36 protein-coding genes and 1 pseudogene are annotated in these 25,304 nt (G+C 66.8%); 27 read left to right on the top strand and 10 right to left on the bottom strand.

Annotation, left to right across the window (positions count from 1 at the left end):
- Positions 1–52: 52 nt before the first annotated feature.
- From QF046_RS05590 to QF046_RS05565, 6 genes are all read left to right on the top strand, one after another.
- Positions 53–502 (top strand): class I SAM-dependent methyltransferase, encoded by a 450-nt coding sequence (locus tag QF046_RS05590; RefSeq protein ID WP_307367087.1) that lies wholly within the window; start codon positions 53–55, stop codon positions 500–502.
- Positions 477–797: a hypothetical protein gene (locus QF046_RS05585; RefSeq protein ID WP_307367085.1), complete on the top strand. Its 321-nt coding sequence runs from the start codon at positions 477–479 to the stop codon at positions 795–797. Before QF046_RS05590 ends, QF046_RS05585 begins: the two co-directional genes overlap by 26 nt.
- Before the next feature lie 78 nt (positions 798–875).
- Positions 876–1,109, top strand: coding sequence for a toxin-antitoxin system (locus tag QF046_RS05580; RefSeq protein ID WP_307367083.1), 234 nt, complete (start codon positions 876–878; stop codon positions 1,107–1,109).
- Complete coding sequence (locus tag QF046_RS05575; RefSeq protein ID WP_307367081.1) at positions 1,106–1,525, top strand: type II toxin-antitoxin system VapC family toxin; 420 nt, start codon at positions 1,106–1,108, stop codon at positions 1,523–1,525. The genes QF046_RS05580 and QF046_RS05575 overlap by 4 nt, the downstream gene beginning before the upstream one ends.
- A complete protein-coding gene (locus tag QF046_RS05570) occupies positions 1,513–2,361 on the top strand; it encodes an ornithine carbamoyltransferase (RefSeq protein WP_307367079.1) in 849 nt (282 codons plus the stop codon). Before QF046_RS05575 ends, QF046_RS05570 begins: the two co-directional genes overlap by 13 nt.
- A gap of 86 nt (positions 2,362–2,447) precedes the next feature.
- Positions 2,448–2,618: a hypothetical protein gene (locus QF046_RS05565; RefSeq protein WP_307367077.1), complete on the top strand. Its 171-nt coding sequence runs from the start codon at positions 2,448–2,450 to the stop codon at positions 2,616–2,618.
- Positions 2,619–2,655: 37 nt separating this feature from the next.
- Here the strand turns inward: QF046_RS05565 and QF046_RS05560 are convergent, their stop codons facing one another.
- Complete coding sequence (locus tag QF046_RS05560; RefSeq protein ID WP_307367075.1) at positions 2,656–3,084, bottom strand: CHRD domain-containing protein; 429 nt, start codon at positions 3,082–3,084, stop codon at positions 2,656–2,658.
- Between the two features lie 109 nt (positions 3,085–3,193).
- On the opposite strand from QF046_RS05560, the gene QF046_RS05555 reads away from it, so the two are divergent.
- Together QF046_RS05555 and QF046_RS05550 are read left to right on the top strand one after the other, a co-directional pair.
- Positions 3,194–3,556, top strand: a complete 363-nt coding sequence (locus QF046_RS05555) for a hypothetical protein (protein ID WP_307367073.1) — start codon at positions 3,194–3,196, stop codon at positions 3,554–3,556.
- Positions 3,557–3,565: 9 nt separating this feature from the next.
- Entirely contained in the window at positions 3,566–3,949 is a 384-nt protein-coding gene (locus tag QF046_RS05550; RefSeq protein ID WP_307367071.1) for a hypothetical protein, read from the top strand.
- A gap of 54 nt (positions 3,950–4,003) precedes the next feature.
- On the opposite strand, the gene QF046_RS05545 is transcribed toward QF046_RS05550, so the two are convergent.
- Positions 4,004–4,921 carry a hypothetical protein gene (locus tag QF046_RS05545; RefSeq protein WP_307367069.1) on the bottom strand — a complete coding sequence of 306 codons (918 nt, stop codon included), beginning with the start codon at positions 4,919–4,921 and terminating at the stop codon, positions 4,004–4,006.
- 268 nt (positions 4,922–5,189) lie between these two features.
- Here QF046_RS05545 and QF046_RS05540 point away from each other — a divergent pair, with 268 nt between their 5' ends.
- The 9 genes from QF046_RS05540 (at position 5,190) to QF046_RS05500 (ending at position 12,023) form a co-directional block, all read left to right on the top strand.
- Positions 5,190–6,692, top strand: coding sequence for a hypothetical protein (locus QF046_RS05540; RefSeq protein ID WP_307367067.1), 1,503 nt, complete (start codon positions 5,190–5,192; stop codon positions 6,690–6,692).
- Positions 6,689–7,252 (top strand): hypothetical protein, encoded by a 564-nt coding sequence (locus QF046_RS05535; protein WP_307367065.1) that lies wholly within the window; start codon positions 6,689–6,691, stop codon positions 7,250–7,252. Before QF046_RS05540 ends, QF046_RS05535 begins: the two co-directional genes overlap by 4 nt.
- On the top strand, positions 7,249–7,917 hold the full coding sequence (locus QF046_RS05530; protein WP_307367063.1) for a hypothetical protein: 669 nt from the start codon (positions 7,249–7,251) through the stop codon (positions 7,915–7,917). Before QF046_RS05535 ends, QF046_RS05530 begins: the two co-directional genes overlap by 4 nt.
- On the top strand, positions 7,914–8,762 hold the full coding sequence (locus QF046_RS05525) for a hypothetical protein (protein WP_307367061.1): 849 nt from the start codon (positions 7,914–7,916) through the stop codon (positions 8,760–8,762). Before QF046_RS05530 ends, QF046_RS05525 begins: the two co-directional genes overlap by 4 nt.
- 214 nt (positions 8,763–8,976) lie before the next feature.
- Entirely contained in the window at positions 8,977–9,588 is a 612-nt protein-coding gene (locus QF046_RS05520; protein ID WP_307367059.1) for a dihydrofolate reductase family protein, read from the top strand.
- Positions 9,589–9,688: 100 nt separating this feature from the next.
- Complete coding sequence (locus QF046_RS05515; protein ID WP_307367057.1) at positions 9,689–10,036, top strand: YciI family protein; 348 nt, start codon at positions 9,689–9,691, stop codon at positions 10,034–10,036.
- Positions 10,015–11,289, top strand: a complete 1,275-nt coding sequence (locus tag QF046_RS05510; RefSeq protein ID WP_307367055.1) for an RNA polymerase sigma factor — start codon at positions 10,015–10,017, stop codon at positions 11,287–11,289. The genes QF046_RS05515 and QF046_RS05510 overlap by 22 nt, the downstream gene beginning before the upstream one ends.
- A complete protein-coding gene (locus tag QF046_RS05505; protein WP_307367053.1) occupies positions 11,286–11,651 on the top strand; it encodes a nuclear transport factor 2 family protein in 366 nt (121 codons plus the stop codon). The genes QF046_RS05510 and QF046_RS05505 overlap by 4 nt, the downstream gene beginning before the upstream one ends.
- A 12-nt stretch (positions 11,652–11,663) precedes the next feature.
- A complete protein-coding gene (locus QF046_RS05500) occupies positions 11,664–12,023 on the top strand; it encodes an MmcQ/YjbR family DNA-binding protein (RefSeq protein ID WP_307367052.1) in 360 nt (119 codons plus the stop codon).
- A gap of 36 nt (positions 12,024–12,059) precedes the next feature.
- On the opposite strand, the gene QF046_RS05495 is transcribed toward QF046_RS05500, so the two are convergent.
- On the bottom strand, positions 12,060–12,434 hold the full coding sequence (locus QF046_RS05495) for a VOC family protein (RefSeq protein WP_307367050.1): 375 nt from the start codon (positions 12,432–12,434) through the stop codon (positions 12,060–12,062).
- Between the two features lie 265 nt (positions 12,435–12,699).
- Here QF046_RS05495 and QF046_RS05490 point away from each other — a divergent pair, with 265 nt between their 5' ends.
- From QF046_RS05490 to QF046_RS05480, 3 genes are read left to right on the top strand one after another with little or no spacing between them, the layout of a single operon-like run.
- Positions 12,700–14,160 carry an HNH endonuclease signature motif containing protein gene (locus QF046_RS05490; RefSeq protein ID WP_307367048.1) on the top strand — a complete coding sequence of 487 codons (1,461 nt, stop codon included), beginning with the start codon at positions 12,700–12,702 and terminating at the stop codon, positions 14,158–14,160.
- A gap of 38 nt (positions 14,161–14,198) precedes the next feature.
- Complete coding sequence (locus QF046_RS05485) at positions 14,199–14,519, top strand: helix-turn-helix transcriptional regulator (protein WP_307367046.1); 321 nt, start codon at positions 14,199–14,201, stop codon at positions 14,517–14,519.
- The gene (locus QF046_RS05480; RefSeq protein ID WP_307367044.1) at positions 14,516–14,980 is read left to right on the top strand and encodes an SRPBCC domain-containing protein; all 465 of its coding nucleotides are present in this window, start codon (positions 14,516–14,518) and stop codon (positions 14,978–14,980) included. The genes QF046_RS05485 and QF046_RS05480 overlap by 4 nt, the downstream gene beginning before the upstream one ends.
- 3 nt (positions 14,981–14,983) lie before the next feature.
- Here QF046_RS05480 and QF046_RS05475 read toward each other — a convergent pair whose 3' ends face one another.
- Together QF046_RS05475 and QF046_RS05470 are read right to left on the bottom strand one after the other, a co-directional pair.
- Positions 14,984–15,295, bottom strand: a complete 312-nt coding sequence (locus tag QF046_RS05475) for an antibiotic biosynthesis monooxygenase (RefSeq protein ID WP_307367042.1) — start codon at positions 15,293–15,295, stop codon at positions 14,984–14,986.
- A 53-nt stretch (positions 15,296–15,348) separates the two neighbouring features.
- Positions 15,349–15,846, bottom strand: coding sequence for a tetratricopeptide repeat protein (locus QF046_RS05470; RefSeq protein ID WP_307367040.1), 498 nt, complete (start codon positions 15,844–15,846; stop codon positions 15,349–15,351).
- A 345-nt stretch (positions 15,847–16,191) separates the two neighbouring features.
- Here QF046_RS05470 and QF046_RS05465 point away from each other — a divergent pair, with 345 nt between their 5' ends.
- Complete coding sequence (locus QF046_RS05465) at positions 16,192–16,623, top strand: HEAT repeat domain-containing protein (protein ID WP_307367038.1); 432 nt, start codon at positions 16,192–16,194, stop codon at positions 16,621–16,623.
- Between the two features lie 80 nt (positions 16,624–16,703).
- Here QF046_RS05465 and QF046_RS05460 read toward each other — a convergent pair whose 3' ends face one another.
- Complete coding sequence (locus QF046_RS05460; protein ID WP_307367036.1) at positions 16,704–17,177, bottom strand: Lrp/AsnC family transcriptional regulator; 474 nt, start codon at positions 17,175–17,177, stop codon at positions 16,704–16,706.
- A 106-nt stretch (positions 17,178–17,283) separates the two neighbouring features.
- Between QF046_RS05460 and QF046_RS05455 the strand changes: the two genes are divergently transcribed.
- The 4 genes from QF046_RS05455 (at position 17,284) to QF046_RS05440 (ending at position 20,274) form a co-directional block, all read left to right on the top strand.
- The gene (locus QF046_RS05455; protein WP_307367034.1) at positions 17,284–18,216 is read left to right on the top strand and encodes a DMT family transporter; all 933 of its coding nucleotides are present in this window, start codon (positions 17,284–17,286) and stop codon (positions 18,214–18,216) included.
- 147 nt (positions 18,217–18,363) lie between these two features.
- The gene (locus QF046_RS05450) at positions 18,364–19,119 is read left to right on the top strand and encodes an alpha/beta hydrolase (protein ID WP_307367032.1); all 756 of its coding nucleotides are present in this window, start codon (positions 18,364–18,366) and stop codon (positions 19,117–19,119) included.
- A gap of 46 nt (positions 19,120–19,165) precedes the next feature.
- Positions 19,166–19,726 carry a dihydrofolate reductase family protein gene (locus tag QF046_RS05445; protein WP_307367029.1) on the top strand — a complete coding sequence of 187 codons (561 nt, stop codon included), beginning with the start codon at positions 19,166–19,168 and terminating at the stop codon, positions 19,724–19,726.
- The gene (locus QF046_RS05440) at positions 19,723–20,274 is read left to right on the top strand and encodes a pyridoxal 5'-phosphate synthase (RefSeq protein ID WP_307367027.1); all 552 of its coding nucleotides are present in this window, start codon (positions 19,723–19,725) and stop codon (positions 20,272–20,274) included. The genes QF046_RS05445 and QF046_RS05440 overlap by 4 nt, the downstream gene beginning before the upstream one ends.
- A gap of 3 nt (positions 20,275–20,277) precedes the next feature.
- Here the strand turns inward: QF046_RS05440 and QF046_RS05435 are convergent, their stop codons facing one another.
- Entirely contained in the window at positions 20,278–20,661 is a 384-nt protein-coding gene (locus QF046_RS05435; RefSeq protein ID WP_307367025.1) for a glyoxalase/bleomycin resistance/extradiol dioxygenase family protein, read from the bottom strand.
- A 105-nt stretch (positions 20,662–20,766) separates the two neighbouring features.
- On the opposite strand from QF046_RS05435, the gene QF046_RS05430 reads away from it, so the two are divergent.
- Positions 20,767–21,795: a YafY family protein gene (locus QF046_RS05430; RefSeq protein ID WP_307367023.1), complete on the top strand. Its 1,029-nt coding sequence runs from the start codon at positions 20,767–20,769 to the stop codon at positions 21,793–21,795.
- Here the strand turns inward: QF046_RS05430 and QF046_RS05425 are convergent.
- The 3 genes and pseudogenes from QF046_RS05425 to QF046_RS05415 all read right to left on the bottom strand — a co-directional run bounded on the left by QF046_RS05425 (position 21,767) and on the right by QF046_RS05415 (position 23,397).
- A complete protein-coding gene (locus tag QF046_RS05425) occupies positions 21,767–22,414 on the bottom strand; it encodes a hypothetical protein (protein ID WP_307367021.1) in 648 nt (215 codons plus the stop codon). The genes QF046_RS05430 and QF046_RS05425 overlap by 29 nt on opposite strands.
- Before the next feature lie 73 nt (positions 22,415–22,487).
- Positions 22,488–22,799, bottom strand: a pseudogene (locus QF046_RS05420) (LD-carboxypeptidase); the annotation flags it as partial.
- A gap of 13 nt (positions 22,800–22,812) precedes the next feature.
- Entirely contained in the window at positions 22,813–23,397 is a 585-nt protein-coding gene (locus QF046_RS05415; RefSeq protein ID WP_307367018.1) for a helix-turn-helix domain-containing protein, read from the bottom strand.
- Between the two features lie 48 nt (positions 23,398–23,445).
- Between QF046_RS05415 and QF046_RS05410 the strand changes: the two genes are divergently transcribed.
- Entirely contained in the window at positions 23,446–25,233 is a 1,788-nt protein-coding gene (locus QF046_RS05410) for an FAD-dependent oxidoreductase (RefSeq protein WP_307367016.1), read from the top strand.
- Positions 25,234–25,304 lie beyond the last annotated feature (71 nt).

The following is a 25,304-nucleotide window of genomic DNA, read 5'->3' as shown; positions in this document are numbered from 1 at the left end:
TCGGCGGGGCCGCTGACTGGCGGGTTGCCCTGACCTGCCTATGCTGAGTCGCGTGATCGATTTCTGGCGGCAGGTATACGCGGACACGAGCATGGTCGGCTGGGACTTCTCGCGCCTCGACGGGAGGATGAGTGCCGACGAACCCTGGTGGGACTTCGAGGACGACTGCCGCGCGGAGATGGCGCGTGCGAGGGTGATCGTTGACCTGGGGACCGGAGGGGGCGAGCGGTTACTGCGCCTCCTCGGTGGGGATGACGTTTCGGACAGGCGGATCGTCGCCACCGAAGGCTGGGAGCCGAACGTCCTCGTTGCCCGTGAGGCCTTGTCCTCCAGCGGAGTCGAGGTCATCCAGTACGTCGCGGAGAGTGGCGCTGAGCTCCCCTTCGCCGATGACAGCATCAGCCTTGTGATGAGTCCGCCACGAGAGCATCGACGCGCGAGAGATCGCTCGAGTCCTGGCTCCGGGTGGGCGTCTCTTGACGCAGCAGGTGGATGGCCATGACGCAGAAGAGATTCATGCGTGGTTCGACGAGCCGTTCGAATACCCGAACGTAACAGCTGGTCACTATGTTGACGAGCTCGAATCCGCCGGTCTCCGCATCGACCGGGTGGACGACTGGCGGGGAACGATGGAGTTCAAAGATGCGGGTGCGCTGGTCACGTACCTCGCGCTCGTTCCTTGGGACGCTCCCCACTTCACCGTCGACGCTTACGCGGACCAGCTCGCTGCTCTGGACGCAGACCTTCCGATCCGAGTCACGCAGCGTCGCTTCCGGGTCTATGCTGCGAAGCCCTAACGCTCCGAGCTTCTGCGGATCATGAAGCATCCGGCAGTCGAGTGATAGCATTGATGCTATCGAGTGGAGGTGGTTGTGATGGCGTCGATCATCGTCCGCGGTCTTGATGAGGCCGTGAAGGTGCGTTTGGCTGCGCAGGCCAGGGAGCATGGCCGCTCCATGGAAGCTGAGGTGCGCGATATCTTGACGCGGGCTTCGTCTCGGCCGCACATCGGGATCGCGCTCATGCGCGTTGCCCGCGACGCAGGCGGGGTCGAGGGGCTGGAGATCCCAGATCGGTCGGACACTGCTCGAGCTGTGGACTTCGGATGATCGTTCTTGACACGAACGTCATCTCGGAGTTGTTCAGATCGGCCCCTGATCGAGGTGTCGCCGCTTGGCTGGAGTCTCTCGACGACGACGTTGCGATCACGACGATCACTCTCGCCGAATTGTTGGCTGGTGTTCGGCGGTTGCCTGACCGTCGACGCAAGAGCGAGTTGGAGACGGCGCTCGGTGCCGCGCTGGAGCCTTACAGAGCCACCCGTTCGCTTCTCGCGTTCGATGATGAAGCAGCCGGAGAGTACGCCGAAGTCCTGTTCGCTCGCGAGCAGGCAGGGTTGCCGATCAGCACGCCGGACGCGCAGATCGCAGCGATCTGTCGGGCGAATGGTGCGGTCTGCGCCACGCGCAATGAGAAGGACTTCACGCAGACAGGCGTCCAGATCGTGAATCCATGGACAGCGTGAGCATGTTGCCGCGAGGCCGACGGCATCTGCTGTCGTTGCGTGATTGGGATGCGGCGGAGCTGGATCGCTTCTTCGAGTCGGTCGACCGGTATGCGGCGGGATCAGGTCCGCGATTCGATGTGGCTGCGGTGATGTTCTTCCCGTCGTCGAGCTTGCGTACCCGGGTCTCCTTCGAGCGCGGTGCCGCACTCATGGGGGTGCAGCCGATCGTGTTCCCTCCGGAGGCTCTCGACAAGGCTGAAGACCTCCTGGATGTCGCCGGATATCTGGCCCAGTGGGCCGAGCTCATGGTCGTGCGGCACCCCGCCATCGAGGTTCTCGAACGACTTGCGTCAGCGGATGCGTTGCCGATCGTGAACGCGATGACCAGCGTTAATCATCCGTGCGAGGTGCTGTCTGACCTCTATGCACTCTCACGTGACGCCGACATCGCGCAGCTGCGGTTCCTGTTCGTCGGCGCCGCGGGGAACATCGCCGCCGCCTGGTGGGAAGCTGCGCAAGCGTTCCGCCTCGACATGAGACAGTGCAGTCCGGCCGACTTGCGCGTCCCCGGGATGCCCTGGGAGGAGAACCTCCACCGCGCCATGATGACCGCAGATGTGGTGATCACCGATGGCCCAGGTCCCCACGTCGATGCACTCGTTCCGTACCGTGTGACGGCCGATCTCCTCGATACCGCGCCGCGCGGAGTGCGGATGATCCCGTGCCCGCCATTCATGCGTGGGCGCGAGATCAGCGCGGATGTCGTCGCTCACAGTGCCTTCGCCGGCTACGGATTCAAGCGTTCTCTCCTGCCCGTCCAACAGGCGGTGATGGCCCGGGCGCTGACGGGCTGAGACGTGCAGTCCTCCCAGCGCTGAAACCCCTGATTCCCGCGGCGGCTTGACGGCGTACGCTGTGGCCGAGGGAAGGCAGGTCCCGGATGCTGGAGAATGACACGTCTCGCACGCACGATCACGTACCCGCTCCCGGCGAGCCCGCCCTTCCCGAACTGGAGGACGACGAGACCATCGCCCCGCGCCCCGAGGAGGAGATCGCCGACATGCTCCGAGCGGAGCCGGATGTCGCGGACCATACGCGTCACCAGCAGTGAAGCGAGCGCCCGTGACGGGCTCACCGTACGCGATCGATCACTTCAGCTGGCCGCGCACCTCGCCGCCCGGGTATGTGGGCGTGTGCACGTTCACGTACCAGCCGCCGGGATTCTCCTGCACACCCGCAAGGATCATCGGGTCGGAAACTGTCGTGCAGTCCTCGACGTGGAACGACGTGGCGGTCGGCACACTGAGTGGGATGCGGATTGGACCGGCTTCGCCGCGGGGTGCGCTGTGGACATGCGCAGCGACCGCGGCGACGGTCAGCCCGGCGACGTCGAGGGTGTAGCAGAACTGATCACCGTCGATCGTGTAGCTGAACATCCCGTGCGCGCCTCCCTTGGCATCCGTCGTCTCCTGACCGTTGTTGAGCGGGATCACCGGTGCGGCGTTTGCGGCGGCCGCACCACCGAGGGCTAGAAACGCGGCTGCGGCGGCGGATGCAGTGCGTGTGACGAAGTTCATGATGGCTCCTGACGTCGTTGTGGATACTGTGAACACGACAGGGCGAGCCGGATGGTTCAGATCCGGACTCTGCCAGGGGAGGCAGAGGTCGGCTGGGTACTCTCGCGGTATGCGTCGACTCGCCGTCCTCCCTCTGCTCGCCATCGGTCTTCTGGCCGGGTGCTCACAGGTGGCGCAGTTAGCCGGTGAGACCGTCGGTGTCGATGTCACGAAGGTATGCACGAGCGTCGACGAGATCTACGTGCAGTATCAGGGGGTGCTCGATCAGGGGGATGCGACCGCCGAGCAGGTGTCGACGAGCCGGGATGACCTCGTGTCCGCTCTGGAGCGGCTGGCGGATGACATCGGCGGTCAGACGGGCGACCTGATCAGCATGAGCGCGCAGCGCCTCGCAGAGGTGGACCCGAATGCACCAGAGGCGATCGAAGCCGTCGAGCAGGTGAAGAACTCCCTCGAGCCGTTCTGCGGCTAACCTGCATTGATGACTTCTTCGCACACGGGTTCCACTGTTCCGCTCGACGGCAAGACCTTCGCCGGTGTCACTAACGCGGCTACCGGTCAGGTGGGGCCATCCACTCGCTTCCACTACCACCAGGATGCCGACGAGATCTGGGCGGAGTACTCGGGCGGCGAGGTCCGACGGGGGTACCTCGTGGGAATGCGCGCAGACGATACGCTCTCCTTCCGCTACGTCCACCTCAGTGAGGACGGCGCGACGGCGACGGGCCGCTGCGAGAGCCGGATCGTCGTGCTCGATGACGGCCGGGTCCGGTTCGAGGAGTCGTGGGCCTGGGAGTCGCGTCCCGAGACCGGGACGAGCATCGTAGAGGAACTGCAGCCCGAAGATGCGTCTGCCGAGCGGTGACGACAGCGGCCGACCAATGCGTCGGTTTCGTGGTCCGAACGCCACGCCGGGATCTCAGTCAAGGCGCTGCACCCCGACGACTCGGTGCAGCTCGGTCACCCGCACATGCGCGCGGCGGGCGGTGGGGCGAATGGCGTTGATCATGTCGTCCACCTCCTCGCGCGGGTAGGTCCAGAGGTCGCAGAGGGCATAGCCGTGGGAGTTCGTGTGGTCGGCGTACAGGGGAGCAGAGCGGGGTGCTCGCGCGACGATGCCGGGAAGATCGTGCAGCACCAGTGCGAGACGAGTGCGTGAGTGTCCCGGGAAGTACGTCGGATTGATCGCGCCGCGCGGTTCGGCGACGAAGCGATTCCTTCTGCGCCCGATGTACTCCGTCATCCGCTCGTCACGCACGACGAGGACTTCGGCGATGTCCTGCCATTCGAGCTCGAGACCACCGCGCACAATCACACCGGCGCGCTTGACTCCGACATCGATGGCATCCAGATCACGACGAACGAGTCGAGGAACAGCGAGAGGCATCAGAACAGCGCCCATGCCGACAGCGAGCGACGCCGCTGCAGTGATCGCGACCTTGTAGCCCCACTCCCGCCCGCCCGAGTTCGCATAGGGTCCCGGGATGTAGACCGCGAGTGCGGCTGTGGCCGCACCCAGGATGAGGAAGGCGATGGCTCGGACGTAAAGCGCACCGTGATCGCGCGGCGAAGAGATCAGGGCGCCTTCCGGGAGACCTGGATCGATCGGGTCCTGTTCGCTGAGGCGATGGCTGTGCACTCGTCGATACCAGTTCTTGGGTTGCAGACGCTCCAGTGCCTGACGCGTGAAGAAGAACAACCCGAGTGCAGCCAGCGCGAGGCTGCATGCGCCGATGAAGACGACGAGCACGATCGTGGCAGGCGAAGTATCGGGGTCGGTTTCGCCGATCAGGGCGACGACCAGGAACACGGTGACGACCGGGAGAACTAGAAGCACCGCCTTGAGGACGACGATCGCGACGGCTTCAGCGATGTAGATCCCCGAACAGTGGGTCAGGTACCTCTTGAGGTGCTGTCTGGGTGAAGGAGTCAGTGGTCGATTCTTTCGTGCTGTGGCGGACCCGCGTTGGCCGAGTCATTCCGAAACCCTATTTCCCTGAACGGCGTACTCAGAAATCCGTCGGCATGGCGGGGTCACCTGCGGTTCTGTGATCGGGAGCAATGGATCAATAGCAGGATGGGCGGCGAGAGCTGGAGGAGGCGTGATGGACCTGGCGACCTGGACGTGCTGCACCGAGACGCAGGATCCGCCCCTGTGGGTCTGGTTCATCGTCGGCGGCTTCGTCGGCATCCCCGTGATCATCGGTCTGCTCCGATTCATCCGCGCTCGACGCCGGGGCACGACTCAGGATCCGCTGCCCTGGCTGGCGTCCGAGCCGGTTTCCGCAGTGGTGCGAGCCGTCCATCCGGCGCCGATGCCGGTGTGGAACCCTCGGCACACGTCATTGATCGGAAGAATCGCTGATTGGATGCGAGGCCTTGCGCCGGCGGCAGCACATGACGCGTACGTGCGATCGCTGATTCACGATGCCTGGCTGATCGAAGTCGAATACGTCCACGGAGAGCGGATCGCGGCGTGCCTCGCCGATGTGATCCCGGGCAGCGCGTTGGATCGCTTCGCGATCGGGACCCAGATCGAGGTGAGGTGCTTCGAGGCGCCTCGGACGCGATTGCGCGCAGAGCAGGATCCGGATGCCCCGGCGACGATGCGGTGCCTGCTTTCGGAGCCGCACACCGATGTGCCCCGCGCGGGCTTCGACCTCGACGGTGTGCGCGCCCGCATCGAACGGGGACGCTGGTCTCAGGTGCGCACCGGATCTCCGTTCATCGGAGCCATGAAGTTCAGGACCGAACGTTCCCCTTTCGGAGGCGAGCTGCGGGGTGCGCGGAGTTCGTTCCCCGCCGATCCGCAGAGCATCTGGGCGGGAACTCTGAACCCGCCTCGGGTCAGTCGGCGTGCGGAGCGAGCGCCTCGACCGGAGTCCGCAGAAGAGGTCGGACTCTGGGAGGACTCGCACGGGTTCGCCCGCACCGAGCTCATCTACGCGCCGATCTTCTGGGTGTGCCTTCCGCTGGCGGCGATCGTGTTCCTCGGCTTCGAAGCCGTCCACGACCCGACGGGGGAGAAGTGGAGCAAGAACTTCTTCGGCGAGAGTGCGGACGTGTGGCCGACCTGGTTCCTCTGGTGCGTGTGGATCGGGGCTTTCATCTGGCTGCTGATCGCGGTCGGCGTGCTGCTGCTGCGATTGAGCGTGCGGAAAGACGACCTGGCGGAGCACGTGCGGATCTTCCAGCACGGAATACCCTGCACGATCCATCGTGCTCCGCATGACCGCAGCGGGGGCGATGGTGACAGCTCCCCGACGTTCATCGCGCTCGATCACCGACTCGATGAGCACCAGGCAGCCCGGATACACGAGGCGCTCCGAAACTGGATCGCGAAGGTCGGTGACGGATGGCTCGACGACATCATCCCGGCGGAGCGTCTGTTCGGGCCGGAGGCGCGCGGTGGCTGGTACCTCCCGTGGATCCCTGGGTTCGGCAGCGCCGAGGACTTCGCGGCGCATCAATGGGTGCTGATCACTGCACCGAAGGATCCCGAGGATCCTGCTCCCACCGTGACGACGATCCCGCAGAGCGATGCCTTCCGACGCCTGCGCGCCAAGGCCCGTCGGAAAGCCGAGCGGGGCACGAGGTTCGAGCCATGAGCTCCGACCTCGAACGCTGGCTCTCCCTGGCGAAGACTCCGCAGACAAGGGCTCGAATCCGCCGCTGGACAGCGCTGAGGAGTGTCTTCCTCGTCCTCGCGATCGTCAGCGCGGGCGCGTTCGCCCTGGGCTTCGTCGGGTTGATGGTCCTTGCGCTCGCCGGGTTGTTCATCCCGGCGTTGCGGTTCCTCACGGATGCTCCGTGGTGGATCGTTCCCTCGGCTCTGGTCGCCCTGATCGCATTGACCATTCCCTGGTGCGTCGCATCGCTCCTGTTGGAGGCAGCGCGCTACGCGGACGGCACGGAGACATTCGGCAGGATCACAGGGGTTGTCGACACGACCTCGGACATCGAGGACCAGCCTCAGTACGCCCTGACGATCACCGCGGACCTGCGCGCTGGCCGCAGCATATGTCGTGAGGTCCGCACTTCGGAGAGCGTTGAGCCCCGGGTCGGGCAGACCGTGCGCTTTCGGCACAACACCGAGGCCCCTGAGGATGTTGAGGACATCCTGCTCCTCGGTATCGTCGACGACACGGCACGGAGGAGGCGCCGGTGACCGAGCAGCAGAGCGAGGGCTGGTGGCGAGACCACGCCAGCATGCAGGGGCAGGGTTGTCGCGCCCGGAGCTCAGCCAGGCGGCAGCGCGAGGAGTGGGAGAGCCGTGCACGCACTCCGCAGACGAGGGCGGATATTCGCCGGTGGGCGCGGTGGGAGGCCGTCGGCCTCTGGCTTCTGCTGGGCAGCATGTTCTGCGTTCTCATCGCTGCCCCGATCCTGGGAATCGGATTCGGCGTCTGGGGTGCGTTCGATTCCGGCGCGCCGTCGTGGATGTGGGGACTGTTCGGTAGTGCCGGCCTCGGGATCGCCATGATGACGGCTGGAGCGATCCTCAGCTCGCACGCGAAGGAGCGTCGGATGACCGCGCTGTACGCCGACGGACAGGTGTCCGTCGGCCGTCTCCACGAGGTCTTCACCCATCCCGGCGGTGGAGAGGATCAGACCACATACGAATTCCTGATCCTCGCCGAGCTGCCCGATGAGGAGACACACACCGGTGCGATCCTGCGCCGCCGACTCTACTGGGGTGAGGACGACAGTTGGGGACAGGGGCCGGAGCGCTGGATCGGTCGCAGCATCCGGTTCCGTCACAACACACTCGACCCGGACGCCCTGTACGATGTCCGTTTCGACGGCTGGGCCGACAGAGCGGGGCCGAGATGATGACGGTACTGCCTGTGCCCGATGGCGGGTGGACGCAACTGATCCGCACGACGACCGCGGTCGCGGTCTGCTGGGCGATCGCGATGTTCGGCCTCGCAGCCTTCGTGTTCTCGACCATGGACCCGCAGTGCGCCATGATCAACAACGCGCACGTCTGCCCGCAGAACCCCGATCCTGCTCTCACGCATCTCTTCGATGTCCGCTGGCCTGCGGTACACGCGGCCTGGGCCGTCCCGGTGCCGATCCTGCTGATGTTGATCGGGATCGGTCTCGTGATCTTCCTCGACACGTCCGAGCCCTGGTCGAAGACCGGAGGAGCGCCTCGGCTCGTCGGTGACATTCCGGGGGTGCTGGGTGCGGGGCTCGGTCTTCTCGTCGCCGGTCCCGGTTTCGTGCAGCCTCTTGTCGCTCTCGGCGTCACCGGTCTTGGAGGGCTGCTCATCCTGCTCGGTCTGCTCGGTGTGCGGTGGTTCCGCCGAACGCTGCACAGCCGGTACGCACGCCACCTGCGCCGAGAAGACCTGCGCGAGCGCGGCACGCGCACGATCGCGGCGATCAGCGAGCTCACGTGGACGGGACGGTACAGCCGCAAAGAGGGGGACGAGCCGGTGTTCTCGGTGACTGCGCGTCTCGGACCCGAACACGGCGCGCGAGAAGTGAGGGCGGAGCTGACCACCCCACGCGAACATGCCCCCATCGCGGGAGGTACGGTCATCGTCATCCACGACGGTCAGGAGAACCACGGGACCGGCATCGATGTGCTCCTCGAGTCCGATCCCGATGGGCTGCGCGACCCGGAAGCACTGGAGAAGTATCCGCCGGCGCCGGAGGACTCGCCGAGCTGAGCCGGTGCATCGGAGGGATGGCGGAGGTGCTGCTCGACGGTCTGCGTTCGCCCGGCCGCTGAGCCCGGACGTACGGAAGGCCTCGCTGCGCGACGCCATTCGGACGCCTTGCACCTCGGCTGAGCGACGCGTCGGGTCCGATTCGACGTGAGCTGTTCGTTGCATGGGTGGAGGTATCCGGCGGGCGGATGCCGGAATCACGGAGCGCGAAGAGATGAAACTCACGACCATCACCCAGATCTCCCTTGACGGAGTCACCCAGGGCAACGGGGGCTCGACGCAGGACGATCTCAAGAGCGGATTCGAACGAGGCGGGTGGGCGAGGGGCGCGGGTGATGACGAGACTCGCGATCACATCGCCGCAACCTTCCAGCGTGCCGACGCGTTCCTCCTCGGCCGGCGAACGTACGAGGTGCTCTTCGATTTCTGGGGCACGATCGAGGATCTGAAGCGGCATCCCATCGGGGTCGCGCTGAATGCGAAGCCGAAGTACGTGGCATCCGGCACTCTCGTCGAACCGAGCTGGATGAACAGTTCGATCCTCGCCAAGCATCTACTCGCGTCCATAGCCGAGCTGAAGGCCACCGGCGACGGAGAGCTGCAGGTGCACGGCAGCAGCCGTCTGATCCAGTGGCTGCTGGAGAAGGACCTCATCGACGAGATGGAACTCATCACGATTCCCGTCATCGTCGGGCAGGGTGCTCGGCTCTTCGCGGACGGCGGTCGCGACATCGCGATGAGCCTGATCGACTGCCACGTTGATTCGAACGGGGTCATGATTCAGAGGTTCCGGCCCACAGGTCGCCCGCAGTACGCAACCTTCTGATGAAGAGATCTCTGTCGTATCGTGTCCGATCAGGGGCACGTCGTTCGTAGAAGCAGTGAACAGAACCCATGAGGGATGCCGCGGTGGAAGAGAGAATGTCATGCAGTATCTGATCTCCGTAGTCGATGACGAACCGGACCCCACCGGCGGTGATGACTCAGTGCGCGCTGCGGAAGCGACGGCGATCGACGCGTTCAACGAGCGGCTGCATGCGGAGGGTCACTGGGTCTTCGCCGGCGCACTCGGAGGACCCCGCACGGCGGTGGCCGTCGACAACCGAGGCGATTCACCGATAGTCCAGGACGGGCCCTATCTCGAGTCGAAGGAGTTTCTCGGCGGCTTCTGGATCATCGAGGCGGCCGGTCCCGAAGCCGCGATGCGGATCGCGCGCGACGGGTCCAAGGCATGCAATCGCAAGGTCGAGATATGGCCGGTCCTTCAGGAGTGAGTGACATCGAGGTGGCGATTCTTCGGGCCCACCGCGAAGAGTGGTCGCGGATCGTCGCGACCGTGACCAGACGCTTCGGCAGCCTCGATGTGGCCGAAGAGGCCACCGGCGAGGCGTTCGCGATCGCCGTCGAGCGCTGGCGGACTGACGGCGTTCCGCCGAATCCGGGCGGATGGCTGTCACGTACCGCGACACGCAAGGCGATCGACTTCATCCGACGCGAGAACAGACGCGACAGCAAGCACAACGAGGCGATGATGATGGTCGACGACGAGCCGGCCCCACCGGTGGGCGCGATCGATGATGACCGGTTGCGGCTGGTCTTCATCTGCTGCCATCCGGCGCTCTCGATGCAGGCCCGAGTGGCTCTCACACTGCGCATGATGGGCGGCCTCACCACGCCGGAGATCGCGCGCGCCTTTCTTGTGACGGAAGACACGATGCGGCGCAGGATCACCCGAGCCAAGGCTCACATCCGCCGGGCACGGATCCCCTTCGACGTGCCCTCTTCCGGTGCGCTTGCGGAGCGTGTGTCGGGAGTGCTGGCCGTGCTGTTCCTCGTCTTCAACGAGGGGTACCTGACGACGACACCGGCCACCGACTCGGTGCGGGATGACCTCACGGCAGAGGCCATCCGCCTCACTCGGCTGGTCCGAGAACTCCTGCCGGATGACGGCGAAGTCGCAGGTCTGCTGGCGATGATGCTTCTCATCGAAGCGCGCCGTCCTGCTCGAGTGTCGGCGAGCGGTGAGCTGGTGACCATGGACGAGCAGGACAGAGGCGCCTGGAACCGCTCGCTGATCGACGAGGGGCACTCCCTCGTCCGCCAGCGCCTGGCAGCCGGAACGCGACCAGGTCGTTATCAGATTCTTGCCGCGATCAACGCCGTGCACACATCAGCCCGAGATGCGCATGACACCGACTGGACGCAGGTTCTGGCGCTGTACGACCAGCTGATGGGGCTTGACTCATCTGCGATCGTCGCGCTCAACCGGGCGGTGGCGGTCGCTGAACTGGCGGGTGCGGATGCGGCACTGGCGATCATCGACCCACTCTCCGAGACGTTGAACGACTACCACGCGTTCCATGCGACTCGTGCGGACCTCCTGCGCCGTGCGGGCCGGACCCGGTTGGCGGGAGAAGCCTACGACCGAGCCATCGAGCTCTCCGGAAACCCGGCCGAGGCTGCGCTCCTGCGTCGTCGCCGTGACGGGTTGACGACACCATCCGCAGTCGAGGAGCCATCACCATGACCGAAGTGCCCGGACGCACCATCGTTGAGGTGCTGAGCCGCTACAACGAAGCGTTCCGAACCCACGATCCGACACTTCTCGAGGATCTGATCTCAGATGACTGCGTGATCGAGGACACGAGTCCGGCTCCCGGTGGAGCGCGTCACGAAGGCGGGCGAGCCTGCCTGGCACGCTGGTCTGAACTCGCTCGCGATTCGAACCTGACCTTCTCGCCGGAGCCCGCGGAGATCCTCGGGGATCTCGCCGTCGCGCCCTGGGTTCTTCGCTGGGGTCCCGGTGAGGGGGAACGCGTCCGCGGTGTGAATCTCATCCGCATCCGCGAGGGCAGGATCACCGAGGCCCGTGGCTACGTGAAGGCGTAGAGGAGTCCTGACATGGCGGTCGTCGATGATGTGCGAGCGCTCGGCTCGGAGTTGGAGCGCTCCTATCCAGTCCGCATCCGCGGACGGCTGAAATTCCGCGTGGGTCAGCTGGTCTACGTCGCGTTCTCGCTGGACGAGACCGTGATGGGCTTCGCCTTCCCGAAAGAGGAACGTGAGGCGCTGGTCGGTGGAGACCCTCGCAAGTTCCAGATGCCCGCCGCGTCGGATCTGCGCTTCAACTGGGTGCACGCGGCTCTCGCTGTGCTGGAGCCGGTCGAGGCGCGCGAGTTGGTCGTGGACGCGTGGCGCATGGTCGTGCCGGCGAAGGTCTCCCGTGCGTATGACGAATCGCATCCCGATGGGCCCGGATGAAGCAGGTCGATCGGGAACGGTGGGCGGGTCCGCTCCTCACAAGTAGGGGCGGGTGATCAGTTCCAGGTAGTGGCCGGAAGGGTCGAGCAGGTACACACCACGGCCGCCGTGCTCGCCGTTGATCTCTCCGGGCCGTGACCGCTGCGGGTCGGCCCAGTGCTCTGTTCGGCTGTCCGTGATCTTGGCGTATGCGCGGTCGAAGTGCTCGTCGTCGAGCAGGTAGGCGTAGTGCTGGGGCGGGAACTCGATCGGCGGGGCGGCGAACTGAAGCAGGACGCCACCAGCGGTGCGGATGTTGGTGAACGGGCCCCAGGACGGGGCTTGCTCCGCTTCGAGCAGGTCGAGGTAGAACCGCGCCATCTCCGCCGGGTCCGTGGACGCGATGATCGTGTGGTTGAAGTGCGCTGTCATGGTGCTCCTTGTGGTGTCGTGAGTGTTTCGAGGGGGTCGCTCACGACAAGGAGGAGCGCGGATCAGGGAACGACCAGATTGCCGTTCCGGGAGCGGCCGACAGCGGCCTGGCTGGTCTTCATCACGGACGATGCTAGCAAATGCCGGAGGGTGCTGACCACGTGCAGTGCGCTCGGACAGCGACCGTGGAACAGTCTTGAAAGTGTTTTCTGATCAGCCCGAAAAGACCCTCTCAATGTCGGTGGCCCTCTGTTGAATGGAGGGTATGAACAGCGTTGTCGAACGGCTCGAGCGTCTGGATGACACCCTCGCCGCGATGACGCGCGATCTGTTCGAGAACGAGACGATTCCCGACCTTCGCGGCGAAGAGATCGCCGGGCTTCTCGTCGTCACGGCACAGCTGCAGCGACGTCTGGAGAGCCTGCAGATCGAAGCGGCTGTCCAGGTGCGCGAGCGTTCCGAGTGCGTGCGAGACGAGCGGCTCAGCACGCAGTACGGCTGTGCTCGTCCGGTCGATATGGTCCGGCTGCTGACACTCGTCGACGCGCGCGTTGCGGGGCGATTGATGAAGGCATCGCAGATCGCCCGGCGCGAGCGGGGGATCACAGACGGCGCCTTCCTCCCTGCCCGGTATCCGGAGCTGCGCCGGGCGATGCTCGAAGGCGACCTCGGGCTCGACGGCTTCCTCTCGGCGACGGAGCCGCTGGAGTCGGCGGCGGAGCGCATCGGTCGCGAAGACCTCGCAGAAGCAGACCGGCAACTGGGCTCTCTGGCCACCGGCATCCGCACCGAACGGGACGCGACCGGCGCCGAGCACGACGTCCTCGGTCCGTTGCCCACGCCCGACGAACTGAAGGTGCTGTCGCAGGCGTTCGTCTCCTATCTCGACCCCGACGGTGCGGAGCCGTCCGATGAGATCGCCAGTCGCGGGCGGTACCTGCGGCTCGGCACCGTGCGCAAAGGTCTGGCCCCGCTGCGCGGAGAACTGCTTCCCGACGTGGCAGCGCAACTGCAGCTTCTGATCGACAGCATCCTGAATCCCCGAGTCGACGGGCCGGAGGACCTGGGCGTGCATTTCGAGCCGTCGGATGCGTGCGGAGATCCCGACCTTCCGCATCCGGATGCTGTGGACTACCGTACGCGCGCCCAGAAGGTGCACGACGCCCTGGCGACGATCATGAGCGTCGCGGCTCGATCCGGCGAGATGCCCGATCTGGGTGGCGCTGCGCCGACCCTGGTCGTGGCGGTGAAGGCCGAGGACTTCGCTGAAGGCCGCGGGTGGGCGACCCTCATGAACACCGGCGACCTCGTGCCGATGCGCGTCGCAGTGCAGAGCGGCTGCGCAGGAGGCATCCAGCGGGTCCTTTTCGACGAGAACGGCAGAATCGTGGCCCTCGGCACGTCCGCTCGCATCTTCAACGCCCTGCAGCGGAGAGCCATCGCGCTCCGTGACGGCGGGTGCGTCATCCCGGGGTGTACCGTCTCGGCATCCTGGTGCGAAGTGCATCACGTCCGTGAATATGCCGACGGCGGACCGACCCACACCGACAACGGGGTGCTGCTGTGCTGGCACCACCACCGAACCCTGCACCTGTCGCTCTGGGAAGTGCGGATGAACGCCGGGGTGCCCGTGATCCGCGGACCGGCCTGGTGGGATCACGAGCATCGATGGCGCCCCGCGCGCAATCCTCACCTGGCGCCCGTGGGTGCTACCGCTTCGGGGTGATCTCGCCTATGGTTAGCCATGTGGTTAACTATTTGGAAGTGCTCGACGACATCTTCGCTGCGCTGTCGGATCCCACTCGTCGCGCCGTCGTACACCGGCTCGGTTCAGGGGAGGTCAGCGTGAGCGCGCTTGCCGCGGACACGTCTATGTCGTTGCCGTCATTCCTGAAGCACGTACGTGTCCTGGAGGACAGCGGACTCGTGCGCACGTCCAAAACGGGTCGGGTGCGTATGTGCGCACTCCGCCGCGATCGATTCGCACTCATCGAGGACTGGCTCCTCGCCCAGCGCCGGATCTGGGAAGAGCGTACGGATCGTCTGGAAGAACTCGTCATCGACCTCGGCAAGGAGAACTCATGAACCCTGATCTCGACCTCGTCATCGAGCGGATGATCCGCGCGCCGCGCGCGACGATCTGGAAGGCATGGACGACGCCGGAGCTCTTCGCGAGATGGTGGATCCCTGAGCCGTATACCTGCCGCGTCGATTCGTTCGCACCGCACGCCGGCGGCGGATTCGTCACGATGATGAGCGAGAACGGCTCTGCGTTCACACCTCATATGGATGCAGCGTTCCTCGTCGTCGACGAGGCGGAGCGCCTCGTGTTCACCAATGCGGTCGACAGCACGCTGCGCCCAGCGAGCCCGCTGCCTGTGCCGGTGACCGGCGAGGTCACCCTTGCCGACCACGCGGACGGCACTCTCTATCGAATCGTCGCTCGGCACGGAGACCCGGGAGCTCGTGCCCGTCACGATGAGCTGGGCCTCGCCGAGGGATGGGGCCTCGTCACGGGGCAGCTTGCGGGTCTCGTCGAGAACTGACCGTCACTCTTGGAGCGGTCGACGACCGGGATCGGTGATGTCGATGAGCTTCAAGCCCTCGATCTCGCGAGCCTCCCACGTGCCGAAGTCGTCTCCGGCCACCGCGGCCCGGGCCAACGGCAGCAGCGCGTTCGCCGCATCCTGTGACTCGAAGATGGCGAGACCGACAAGACGGTCGCTGGCCTCATCCTGCATCGTGCTGACGCTGAGGAGCCCCTCATGTCCCGCCATCGCGGCCCCGAAGCGGCGCATCGAATCGACCAGGGCGTCTCTGTGCTCCGGATGAGGCGTGTGGATCGACATGATCACGTACATGCCCTGAGTCTGCCACGATGACCACGCCGCCTACCGTCCGGCGGAGGGGACGCTCACGCAGTATCGGTCTCGGTGAGCGCAGCGGCATAGGCGCGCATCGAACGCTGATAACGGGGCAGCGCATCGATCTGCGCCTCGATCGCGACGCGAAGCGCCTCGTCCTTGCGTCCCGCGCTGTGCAGGGCAAGAGCCAGCACGATGCGGGGCGCCGAGCCGGTGGACTCATGGGTGGGTGCTGCCCGCAGGACGGCGATCGCCTCTTCGAGACGGCCGAGATTGCGCAGCGTGGATCCGTACTGCACGGCGAGCTGCGCGTGCCGAGCCTCGTCGAGACCGAGTTCGAGAGCGCGCTCGTACTCCGCGCCGGCTTCGGCTTCGAAGCCCATCGAGTCGTACATTCCTGCGAGCTCGAACGCCGCTCTGCCGTCTGCAGTCGGGCATCCGTCGGCCAGCGCTCTCATCGCCGCCACGCCGTCGTCCCTGTCGAGTTCGTCGAAGCGTGCCCAGAGATCGGCGACGGCGGCTTCCCACTCTTCACTTTCTGCGGTCATTGCACCAACTCTGCCACGATGCGATTCCTCTGGACTATCGCGATCGAGCGGGACACGGCCTCGGTGTCGCTGACCCCGCGGTCGTCGCCGCCCGCATCGCGCACCGCCTGTGGCACCCCTCTCGTCCTGAACAGTGTCATGCGGTCGGTGGCATTCGACAGCCGAGGAGAGGATCGCCGATGCTCGGATTCGGCCCGGAGCGCCTACCGTTGAAGCGTGCCCCAGAATCCACACGCAAGATCTCACGACGCTTCTCTTCCTGGCGCTCTGCCCCTCGCGCAGAGAATCGAGCAGGCCGTCGAACTCCAGAGTGAAGCCGCAGTGGCCCTGCGTGCACTCTCACTGATGTCCGGCAACAACGAAGGGGAGTCGTTCCTGCTTCTCGTCGGAGGTGAGCACGCACAGGGCATTCTCGACGGCGCCCCGCCGCTGTACTGGCCCGAGCTCTGGGGAACACGTGCGCTGCTGTACGTCTGGCACGACTCGGCAGCGCCCGCCGTCATCCGCGCATTGAGCAACCCCGCGTGGCGCGTGCGCGAGATGGCGGCTCGTGTGGTCGCCGAGCGCGATCTGCCTGCAGCATCCGAGCTGGTGGCGATGACAGCCGACGACACTCCGCGCGTGCGGATCGCCGCGGCGCGCGCTCTCGCCGCTGTCGGGACGCTGGACGACCTGGACGCGATTCGGGCACTGTTGAAGGATCCGCTCCTGGAAGTGAGGCGCGGCGCTCAACAGGCGCGCGATGCCCTGCGCTCGCGATTTCCCGGGGACTCCTGAACCTCCGCCTTTGACTTCTCGATGGCTGCGGCGATCCGCTGTGTCCATCAGCGCCGGCCGCACCATCCGGGTGCGTTCGGTCAGTCCTTCGACGGCACCGGGATCACGGTGGCTGCCCGGATGTGCTCGTAGACGATCGAGGTGCGCACATCCGCGACCTCTGCCCGTTCGGTGAGGCGGTCGATGACGAAGGCGTAGAGGTGGTCGTTGTCGGGTACGGCGACGTGGATCAGGAAGTCCTCGCTGCCGCTGGTGACGAACACGCCCAGCACCTCGGGCAGCGCTGCGGCCCACTCCCGGAACCCCTCGATGCGATCGCGCGTGGGCGGTCGGACGCGAACAGCCACGAGGGCCTGGACGGGCCGGCCGATCTCCGCGAGATCCAACTCGAGACGTGCGCCGGTGATGACTCCGCGCTCCCGCAGGCTCCGCATCCGATCCAGCGACGTGGTCGGCGCGACGCCGACCGCCGCGGCGATGTCGCGATTGGTGCGCCGTGCGTCGACCTGCAACTCCCGCAGGATCGCCGTATCAAGTTCGTCCAGATGTGCCATGAAACGACAGTATCCGGATTAAGTACGGGGCTCATTCACTCATCCCTGTTCCAGGGTAGCTTTGGCACCCGAATCACGTAGGAAATGCGAATTGAGGCTGCATCAGGTGAATGATCTGCGAGCGACGGCGACCGATGCGCGCGAGGTGCGCGCCCTCACCGCGGCGCGCGGGGTCGGCCCGGCAGCGGTGCTCGGTGCGGCACTGCTGTGGGGCACCGTCGGCCCGGCGCAGGTGCTCGCCGCATCCGACGCCGACCCCGGTGTGCTCGGCGTCGCGCGCCTGCTCATCGGCGGAGTCGCCCTGGCGGCGCTCAGCTCGCGGGGGATGGTGTGGCGGCAGCTGCTTCGCAGGGACGTGATCGGATGGCTCCTGCTGGCGGCGCTGGCCACAGGCATCTACCAGGTGGCCTTCATGCACGCGGTGGATCAGTTGGGGGCGGCGCTCGGCACCGCGATCGCCCTCGGCGTCGCACCGGTGGTGACCGGAATCTGCGCACGATGGTGGACGCGCGACCGGATGACGCTCGGCTGGGCGGCGGGAACGGCGGCCGCGATCGTCGGCTGCACCGTGCTCCTCGATCCTTGGGGTGCCCAGGGCGTGGCGGCGACGGGCATCGCAGTCGCATTGGTGTCGGGCGCCTGTTACGGCGTCTACACGGTTGCGGCGAAGCGATTCCTGTCCACGGGGGTCCCGGCGCTGCCCGCCACGAGCTTCACGCTGATCCTGGCCGGCATCCTGCTCTCGCCGATCATCGTGCTGCATCCCGAGCATCTCGCGGACAGCGATTCGCTGCTGCTGATCGGGTGGATCGGCCTGGCGGGCACCGCGCTCGCGTACGCGCTGTTCGTCTACGGACTGGGGCGGACGACCGCGCCGGTCGCCGGCACTCTCAGCCTCGCGGAGCCGCTGCTGGCGGCGCTGCTGGGTGTCGTGGTGCTGCAGGAGCAGCTCACCCGAGTGGCGCTCGTCGGCTGCGCGCTGATGATCGTCGGGCTCGTAGCCGTCACGGTCATCGATTCCGGTCGTCGGCGCCGCTGACGGTGCTAGCCTGGCCGGACCGTGCAGAGCTCAGAGGAGGTGGTACCCGTGAACGAATCGACGTGGGTGCTTCTCCGGGGAGTCACGGTCGGGCGATAGGTAGTCCGGGAGCGCCGCAGATCAGCAGCACTCCCGAAAGGCACGACCATGCACTTCACTTCTGAAACGCACTTCGATGAGCACCTCGTCGAGCGCGAGTTCACCCTCGGCGACTTCTCCGGCATCCTCTGGATGCCACCGGTCGCATCCTCGTCCGCCCCGGTTCCGCTCATCCTGATGGGCCAGCCCGGCGGGATCGGGATGCGACGGATGCGGCCGCGCCTGGCCGCGCGGGCGCGCAGCGCAGCCGGACAGGGCTTCGCCTCCATCTGCATCGAGCTGCCAGGGGCAGGCGACCGTGCCCCGTTGCCCGGCGCCGAGCAGGCTCGAGCCGATCTGGTCCGCGCGCTCTCGGCCGGTGAGCGTCCGAGCGAGGATGTCATCGACCGACTGATCCTCCCACTCGTCGAGCAGGCCGTGCCCGAGTGGCAGACCACCCTGGACGAAGCGCTCGCACTCCCGCAGATCGGCGATCGCGTCGGGTTCTCCGGCGGAGTGATCGCGATCGGCGTGCGTCTGGCGGCGACCGATGCCCGCATCGCCGCAGCCGGTCTCTTCGCCGGCAGTTACGTGCCGCGCATCATCATGGCGGAGGCCCGACGAGTCACGATCCCGCTGCACGTCCTTCTGCAGTGGGACGACGAGGGAAACGACCGAAGCGTGGCGCTGGAGCTCTTCGACGCCTTCGGATCGACAGAGAAGACCCTTCAGGCGAACATGGGCGGGCACACCGGCGTCCCGTCGTTCGCAGGCGAGGATGCAGCTCGCTTCTTCGCCCGCCATCTCGGCTCGATCGCCGACTGAGGAGACTGCATCCGGTACCGGAGCCGGGGAGATCTAGACTCGCCGTATGGCTCTGACCTTCAGCCTCAATGTGACTCTGGACGGATGCGTCGATCACCGCGAGGGCATCGCGGATGACGAGACGCACGCCTACTTCACCCGCCTGATGGATGACAGCGGCGCCATGCTCTGGGGCCGCACCACCTACGAGATGATGGAGAGCTACTGGCCGCTGGTCGCCCGCGGCGAGGTCGATGCACCACCGGCACTGCGCGAATGGGCGACCAAATTGGAGTCCAAGCCGAAGTACGTCGTCTCGACGACCCGCACGGACTTCCCCTGGACCAACAGCCACCACCTCGACGGTGATCTGCGCACCGCCGTGCAGGAGCTCAAGGATCAGGCGCCCGGCGGCGTGCTCCTGGGCAGCGGGATGCTGGCGACAGAACTGGACAGGCTGGACCTGATCGACGAGTACCGCTTCCTCGTGCATCCCATGATCGCCGGGCACGGACCCACCCTGTTCCAAGGCGGACTGCCCCGTACACGCCGCCTCGAACTCGTCTCGACCGAGCCGCTCAGCAACGGCGCGGTCGCGATGCACTACCGGAAGGCGCCGTCGGCATGACCGTCGAGACCAGGGCGCTCCTGCGCGCGCTGCCGACGCTGGCCGGTATCGCGCCACCGCTCGATCTCGAGGCTTTCCCGGACGACCCCGTGGCGCTGTTCCTGGACTGGCTCGACATCGCCCGTCAGGCAGGCGCGGCTGAGCCGCACGCCATGACGCTGTCGACCGTGGATGCCGATGGCGTGCCCGATGCACGGGTCCTGGTGCTCAAGGACGTCGATGAGCGCGGCTGGGCGTTCGCCAGCACCCGCTCCAGCGTGAAAGGCGGGCAGCTCGGGGATGAACCGCACGCCGCGCTCACCTTCTGGTGGCAGCCGGTCGTGCGGTCCGTTCGCATCCGCGGACGAGTGGTCGAGGCATCCGGCGACGAGAGTCTGGCAGATCTGCATGCCAGGAGCGCCGCCGCGCAGGACGGGGTCGAGGCCGGCGACTGGAGACTCTGGCGAGTCGTGCCCGACCGGGTCGAGTTCTGGCAGGGAGCCCCGGACCGCCGTCACACGCGGATCGTCTTCACCCGCCGGCAGGGCGGATGGCGATGCGACGTGTGACCGTCAGCGTGCGGTCTCACCGAGCGGCGTGAAGAAGTTGACGAGGTTGCCGTCGGGGTCGCGGACGAGAAGCGAACGGTTGCCCCAGGGCATGTCGGTCGGCTCGTTGACGAACACCTCCACGACATCCCTCAGCGCGGTGTACGTCGCGTCGACGTCGTCGACGAGGAAGTCCAGCATGACGCTGCGATTCGCGCCCGCCTCGGCGACATCCGCACCCAGCAGCGGCACGGTGGCTGAGCTGGCGATGGCCAGGGTGCCGGACGGTGTGCGCAGTTCGGCGAACATCGGATGCCGTCGCTGGATGCCGAGGCCGGTGGCGGCCTCGTAGAACGCGACCAGGGCGTCGACGTCGTCGGTGATGATGCGGGTGGCGGCGAGCTGCATGAGCTTCTCCTTATCGGTGAATGCCCCCTCGAGCGGGGTAGCGAGAACGACGATACGAGCAATACCGGACAGAAACAGCCCGGTATGGGTGCGATGATGAATGTCATGGCCGACACCACCGCGCGGGCCCTGCAGGTGCTCGAGCTGCTGCAGTCCGCGCAGCTGCGCACGGTCGGCGAGCTCGCCGACCGTCTCGGCGTGGATGAGCGCACGATTCGTCGTGATGTGGCGCGGCTGGCCGATCTGGGCGTCCCCGTCGAAACGCTCCGAGGGCGCTACGGCGGCTACCGTCTCGCTCTCGGGCAGCGGGTCCTCCCGCTGATGTTCAGCACCGAGGAGGTCATCGCGGTCTTCCTCGAGCTCGCTCAGGCGCAGGCGGCGGCATCCGCGCCGGGGTTGGCCGCGCAGACGGCTCTGTCGAAGATCACGCGAGCGATGCCGGCGGCGGATGCCCAGCGGATCGACGTCGTGCTCGCCGCGATGACGCCGACCTCGCAGCACGGGGGAGAGGCGCCGGATCCCGCAGTGATGCTGACTCTGGCGGATGCCGTGAGCCGCACCCGAAGCGTCGACATGCGCTACCGGAGTCGCAGCGGAGCGCTCTCGCGGCGGAGCATCCACCCGTACGGTCTTGTCGCGCACGCCCACCGCTGGTATCTCGTCGCGCTCGACGTCGACACCCGGGAGGAGCGGGCGTTCCGTGCGGACAGGATCCGGACGGTGCGCGTCACGTCCGAGTCCTTCACGCCTCCGCCTCGACTTGACGTGCGGAGCCGTCTTCTGGAGCTGTTCGTCGATGCACCGTACCGATGGCAGGTCGTGCTGCGCGTCCGTGCGAGGGAGGATCGCATCCGCGAGCATCTGCCGGCGAGTGTCGCGCGCCTCGTGAAGCTCGACGACGGGGCTGTCGATGGCGCACCGCCCTGGCATCGCGCGGAGATCAACGCCGAGAGCCTCGAATGGATCCCGTCGGTCATCGTTGCGCTGGGCTGCGAGGTCGTGATCGACGGCCCTGACGAGCTCCGAGTCCTGGTCGAGGACGCGGCGGTGAGGATGCTGAAGGCCGCGGGTGCCCGGTCTGGCCGGATGAGAGCGCCTGAGACGGTCAGGCCAGTGACTGCTCCAGCGAGCTGACACCATCGTCGAAGCGCACGCGTCCGAGAGCACCGTTGACGATCGGCATGAACGGCTGTACGTGCCCGCAGTCCACGTCGCCGATGATCGGGATGCCGAGGTCGCCGAGGGCGTCGAGCACTGCCTCCTGCTGCGTCATCGTCGGACGGTCAGGCGCGTTGGTCCTGCCGATTAGCACGGCGTTCGCGTGATCGAAGAAGCCCGCCAAGCGCATGCCGTGCAGGTAGCGGCAGATCGACAGTGCACCCTCATCGCAGGCCTCGAGGTAGACGATGAGTCCCTCGGGGGCGTGCTGGTCGGCGAAGGCGTTCAGATCGCCGAATTCTGAACCGGCGGTGTTGCACAGCATCTCGATGCAGCCGCCGATCAGGCGACCGGTCACATCGACCGTGCCGCCGCCCTGATCGAATCGCCGCCACGATCCGGTGCCGTCGAGTGTCATCTCCGACACATCGGGGTGACCGACGTAGTCGTCCCACCCTCCTGTCCGATAACGGCCCGGAGGGGTCTGCGCGAAGGTATCCGTCGCCCGTCCTGTGCTGATGTCGAGCCAGCTGAGGAGCCCGTCGGGCGCGCGGTACGGGGTGTCCATGAGGTTGTTGCCGTGCAGCGTCGCCACACACGGTCAGCACCGTCATCGGTGTGAGCAGGGTCGAGATATCGGAGAATCCGATGAACCAGGTGGGCGCGGCCGCACTGATCGCATCCCAGTCGAGCAGAGGAAGCAGGTCGATGGCCGTCTCGCCGCCCCACGGCGGGATGACAGCGCGCACGGCGGGGTCGGTGAGAAAGCGGGTGAGTTCCCGTGCGCGCTCGGATGCCGGAGCACTGACGTGTCCCGTCCCGTCCATGCAATCACCGACGACGACCGTGAACCCTTGGGCCCGCACGCCGGCGATCGCGACCTCGAGCCGGGCGCGAAGTCTGTCCTCGACGCCGCTCGAGGGCGAGGTCACGGCGATCGTGTCACCGGGGCGGAGCGGGTCGGGGTAGCGGATGGACATGCGTCACATTCTCTCAGGAGGATTCTCGGGTCTGAGAGCGGCCGGGCAGGTGAGCCTGCTCGCCGTCATGGTCGAAGATGGTGAGAATCTCGGCCGTGCCCTGGTGCGCCTCGATCCGGTGCGGAGTCATGGTCGAGAATTCCACTGCCTGACCAGGCATCACCAGGATCGTCCTCGTGCCGAGGGTGAGCCTGATGGCGCCGCTGAGGACCGTGAACCACTCGTAGCCGGGGTGCACCTGCGACGATGGTGATTCGCGGTTCTCGGTAATGCGCATCTTGCCGATGGTCACGCCGCGTCGATCGCGTTCCCGGGACAGCAACCAGAACGTCGCGCCGTCCATCGTCTCCGGTTCGGGACGGATGACGACGTCGTCATCTCCCTCCGGCTCGACGAGCTGATCCAGTGATGTGCCCAGCGCCTTCGCGATCGCGACGAGCTGCTCCAGCGCGATCCTCTGGCGGCCGGTCTCGATGCGACTCACCGTCGACGGGGAGAGAAAGCAGCGCGCGGCGAGGGTGTCCAGCGTCCAGCCGCGTGCGGCACGCAGTCCGCGGATGCGCTGGCGAACGATCGATTCGGCATCTTCTTGCGTCATATGCAAGATCTTATGCGTGCAACGCCAATCGGGCCTAACGTTATCGGCATGACCCACTCCGCACACGAACCATGGCACCGCAGCCTTCCCGAGGGCTTCGCCGATCACCTCGCGCTCGAGTCGCGTCTGAGCGCCTCTCTGCGGAGTGCGACTCTCGATCGCGCGCAGGCCGCTCTCGATGCGCCTCCCTCGCGCATCGTCGACCTCGGATCCGGGGTCGGAGCGGATGCCGTGGCGCTCGCCGAGCGTTTTCCCACGGCCCGCGTTCACGCGCTGGACGTCTCCGACGAGCTGCTCGCACGCGTGCGCAGCGCGGCCACGACGGCGCAGGTCGCGGATCGAGTGGAGTCGCATCGTGTGGATCTGAACGACGACTGGCCCGCGACGATTCCGCCGGATGCCGACCTCGTGTGGGCCGCTCTGTCGCTGCATCACCTCGACGACCCGGCGAAGGCACTGCGCCGCGCGTACTCCGTGCTGCGCCCGGGAGGAGTGCTCGTCCTGACCGAGCTCGCCGGCGAACCGCGATTCGCTCCCGACGATCTCGGCAGCGGACTGACCGCGCTGCACGATCGGATGCGGGCGGCGCGCGCCGCCCACGGGTACGCGCGCGCCGATTGGCCGGACCTGCTCGCGGCCGCGGGCTTCGCGCAGCCGGAGCAGCACGAGCTCGAGCTGATCGTGGACGCATCCACCGGCGACGGCGCGCAGTACCTGGAGTATCGGCTCCGCGCGCATGGCGAGGGCGAGGTCACGGGCGATGACCAGGCCGTCCTGGAGGACATCATCGCGTCGCTCCGCGCCGGTACATCACCGATCTCGCACCGCTCCGCTCGGGCCGTCTGGATCGCGGTCCGGCCGCGGGCCGAGGCCGTCTCCAGCGGGAGAGGAGACATCTCTGCGGATGTGGCGGTCGTGGGAGGCAGCTTCGCCGGACTCGCCGCAGCGATCGTCCTCGCGCGTTCTCGGCGCGATGTGGTGGTGATAGACGAGGGCCGGCCGCGCAACTCGCGCGCCGAGGGCGCCCACAACGTCCTGGGACACGAGGGGATCGCGCCGCGCGAACTGCTGGCGAAGGGACGCGCGGAGGCGGAGTCCTACGGCGTCCGGATCATCGCCGGGAGCGTGACCGGTCTGTCCGGGGCCGTCGACGACTTCACCGTGCAGACGGGCGACGACGGACCGCGCATCCGTGCCCGACGGATCATCCTCGCCACTGGGCTCGTCGATGATCTCCCCGAGATCCCCGGCGTGGTCGAGGCGTGGGGCAAGACCGTGCTGCACTGTCCGTTCTGTCACGGGTGGGAGGTGCGCGATCGGCGCATCGCCGTCCTCAGTCGTGCCGAGCCCGGCATCCACCAGGCGTTGCTGTTCCGCCGGCTCAGCGATCAGGTGACGCTGTTCCTGCACGAGGCGTCCGAGCTGACGGAGGAGCAGTCGGAGACTCTGGCCGCGCTGGAGATCCCGGTGGTGCGGGGGCACGTCGACAGGCTCGTCGTGGACGGCACGGACGTGCGCGCTGTGCAGACCGAGGACGGGCAGAGCTTCGACACGGATGCTGTGGTCGTCGCACCGCGCTTCCTGGCGCGGACCGACCTGTACGAGTCGATCGGCGGAGTCGCCGAGGTGAATCCGTTCGGCACCCAGATCCCCGCGGATCCGCGGGGAATGACGCCGGTGCCGGGGATCTGGGTCGCGGGAAACGCCGGGCAGCCGATGGCCATGGTCGTCGCGTCCAGCGCATCCGGCGTCGCCACCGGTGCCGCGGTGCACGGCGATCTCGTCCTGGCCGACGCCGACCGCGCAGTGCGCGATCGTCGCAGCGTCGCGGCCTGATCGTCGCGTACTGACCGCTGCGGGGAATGATCGCAGGCGCTCCGACGCTCTCCTCGGGAAGAGAGGCAGGA

Source organism: Microbacterium sp. W4I4 (assembly GCF_030816235.1).
Lineage (GTDB): Bacteria > Actinomycetota > Actinomycetes > Actinomycetales > Microbacteriaceae > Microbacterium.
Note: the sequence above shows the minus strand (reverse complement) of the source record. Positions and strands in the feature narration are given on the sequence as shown.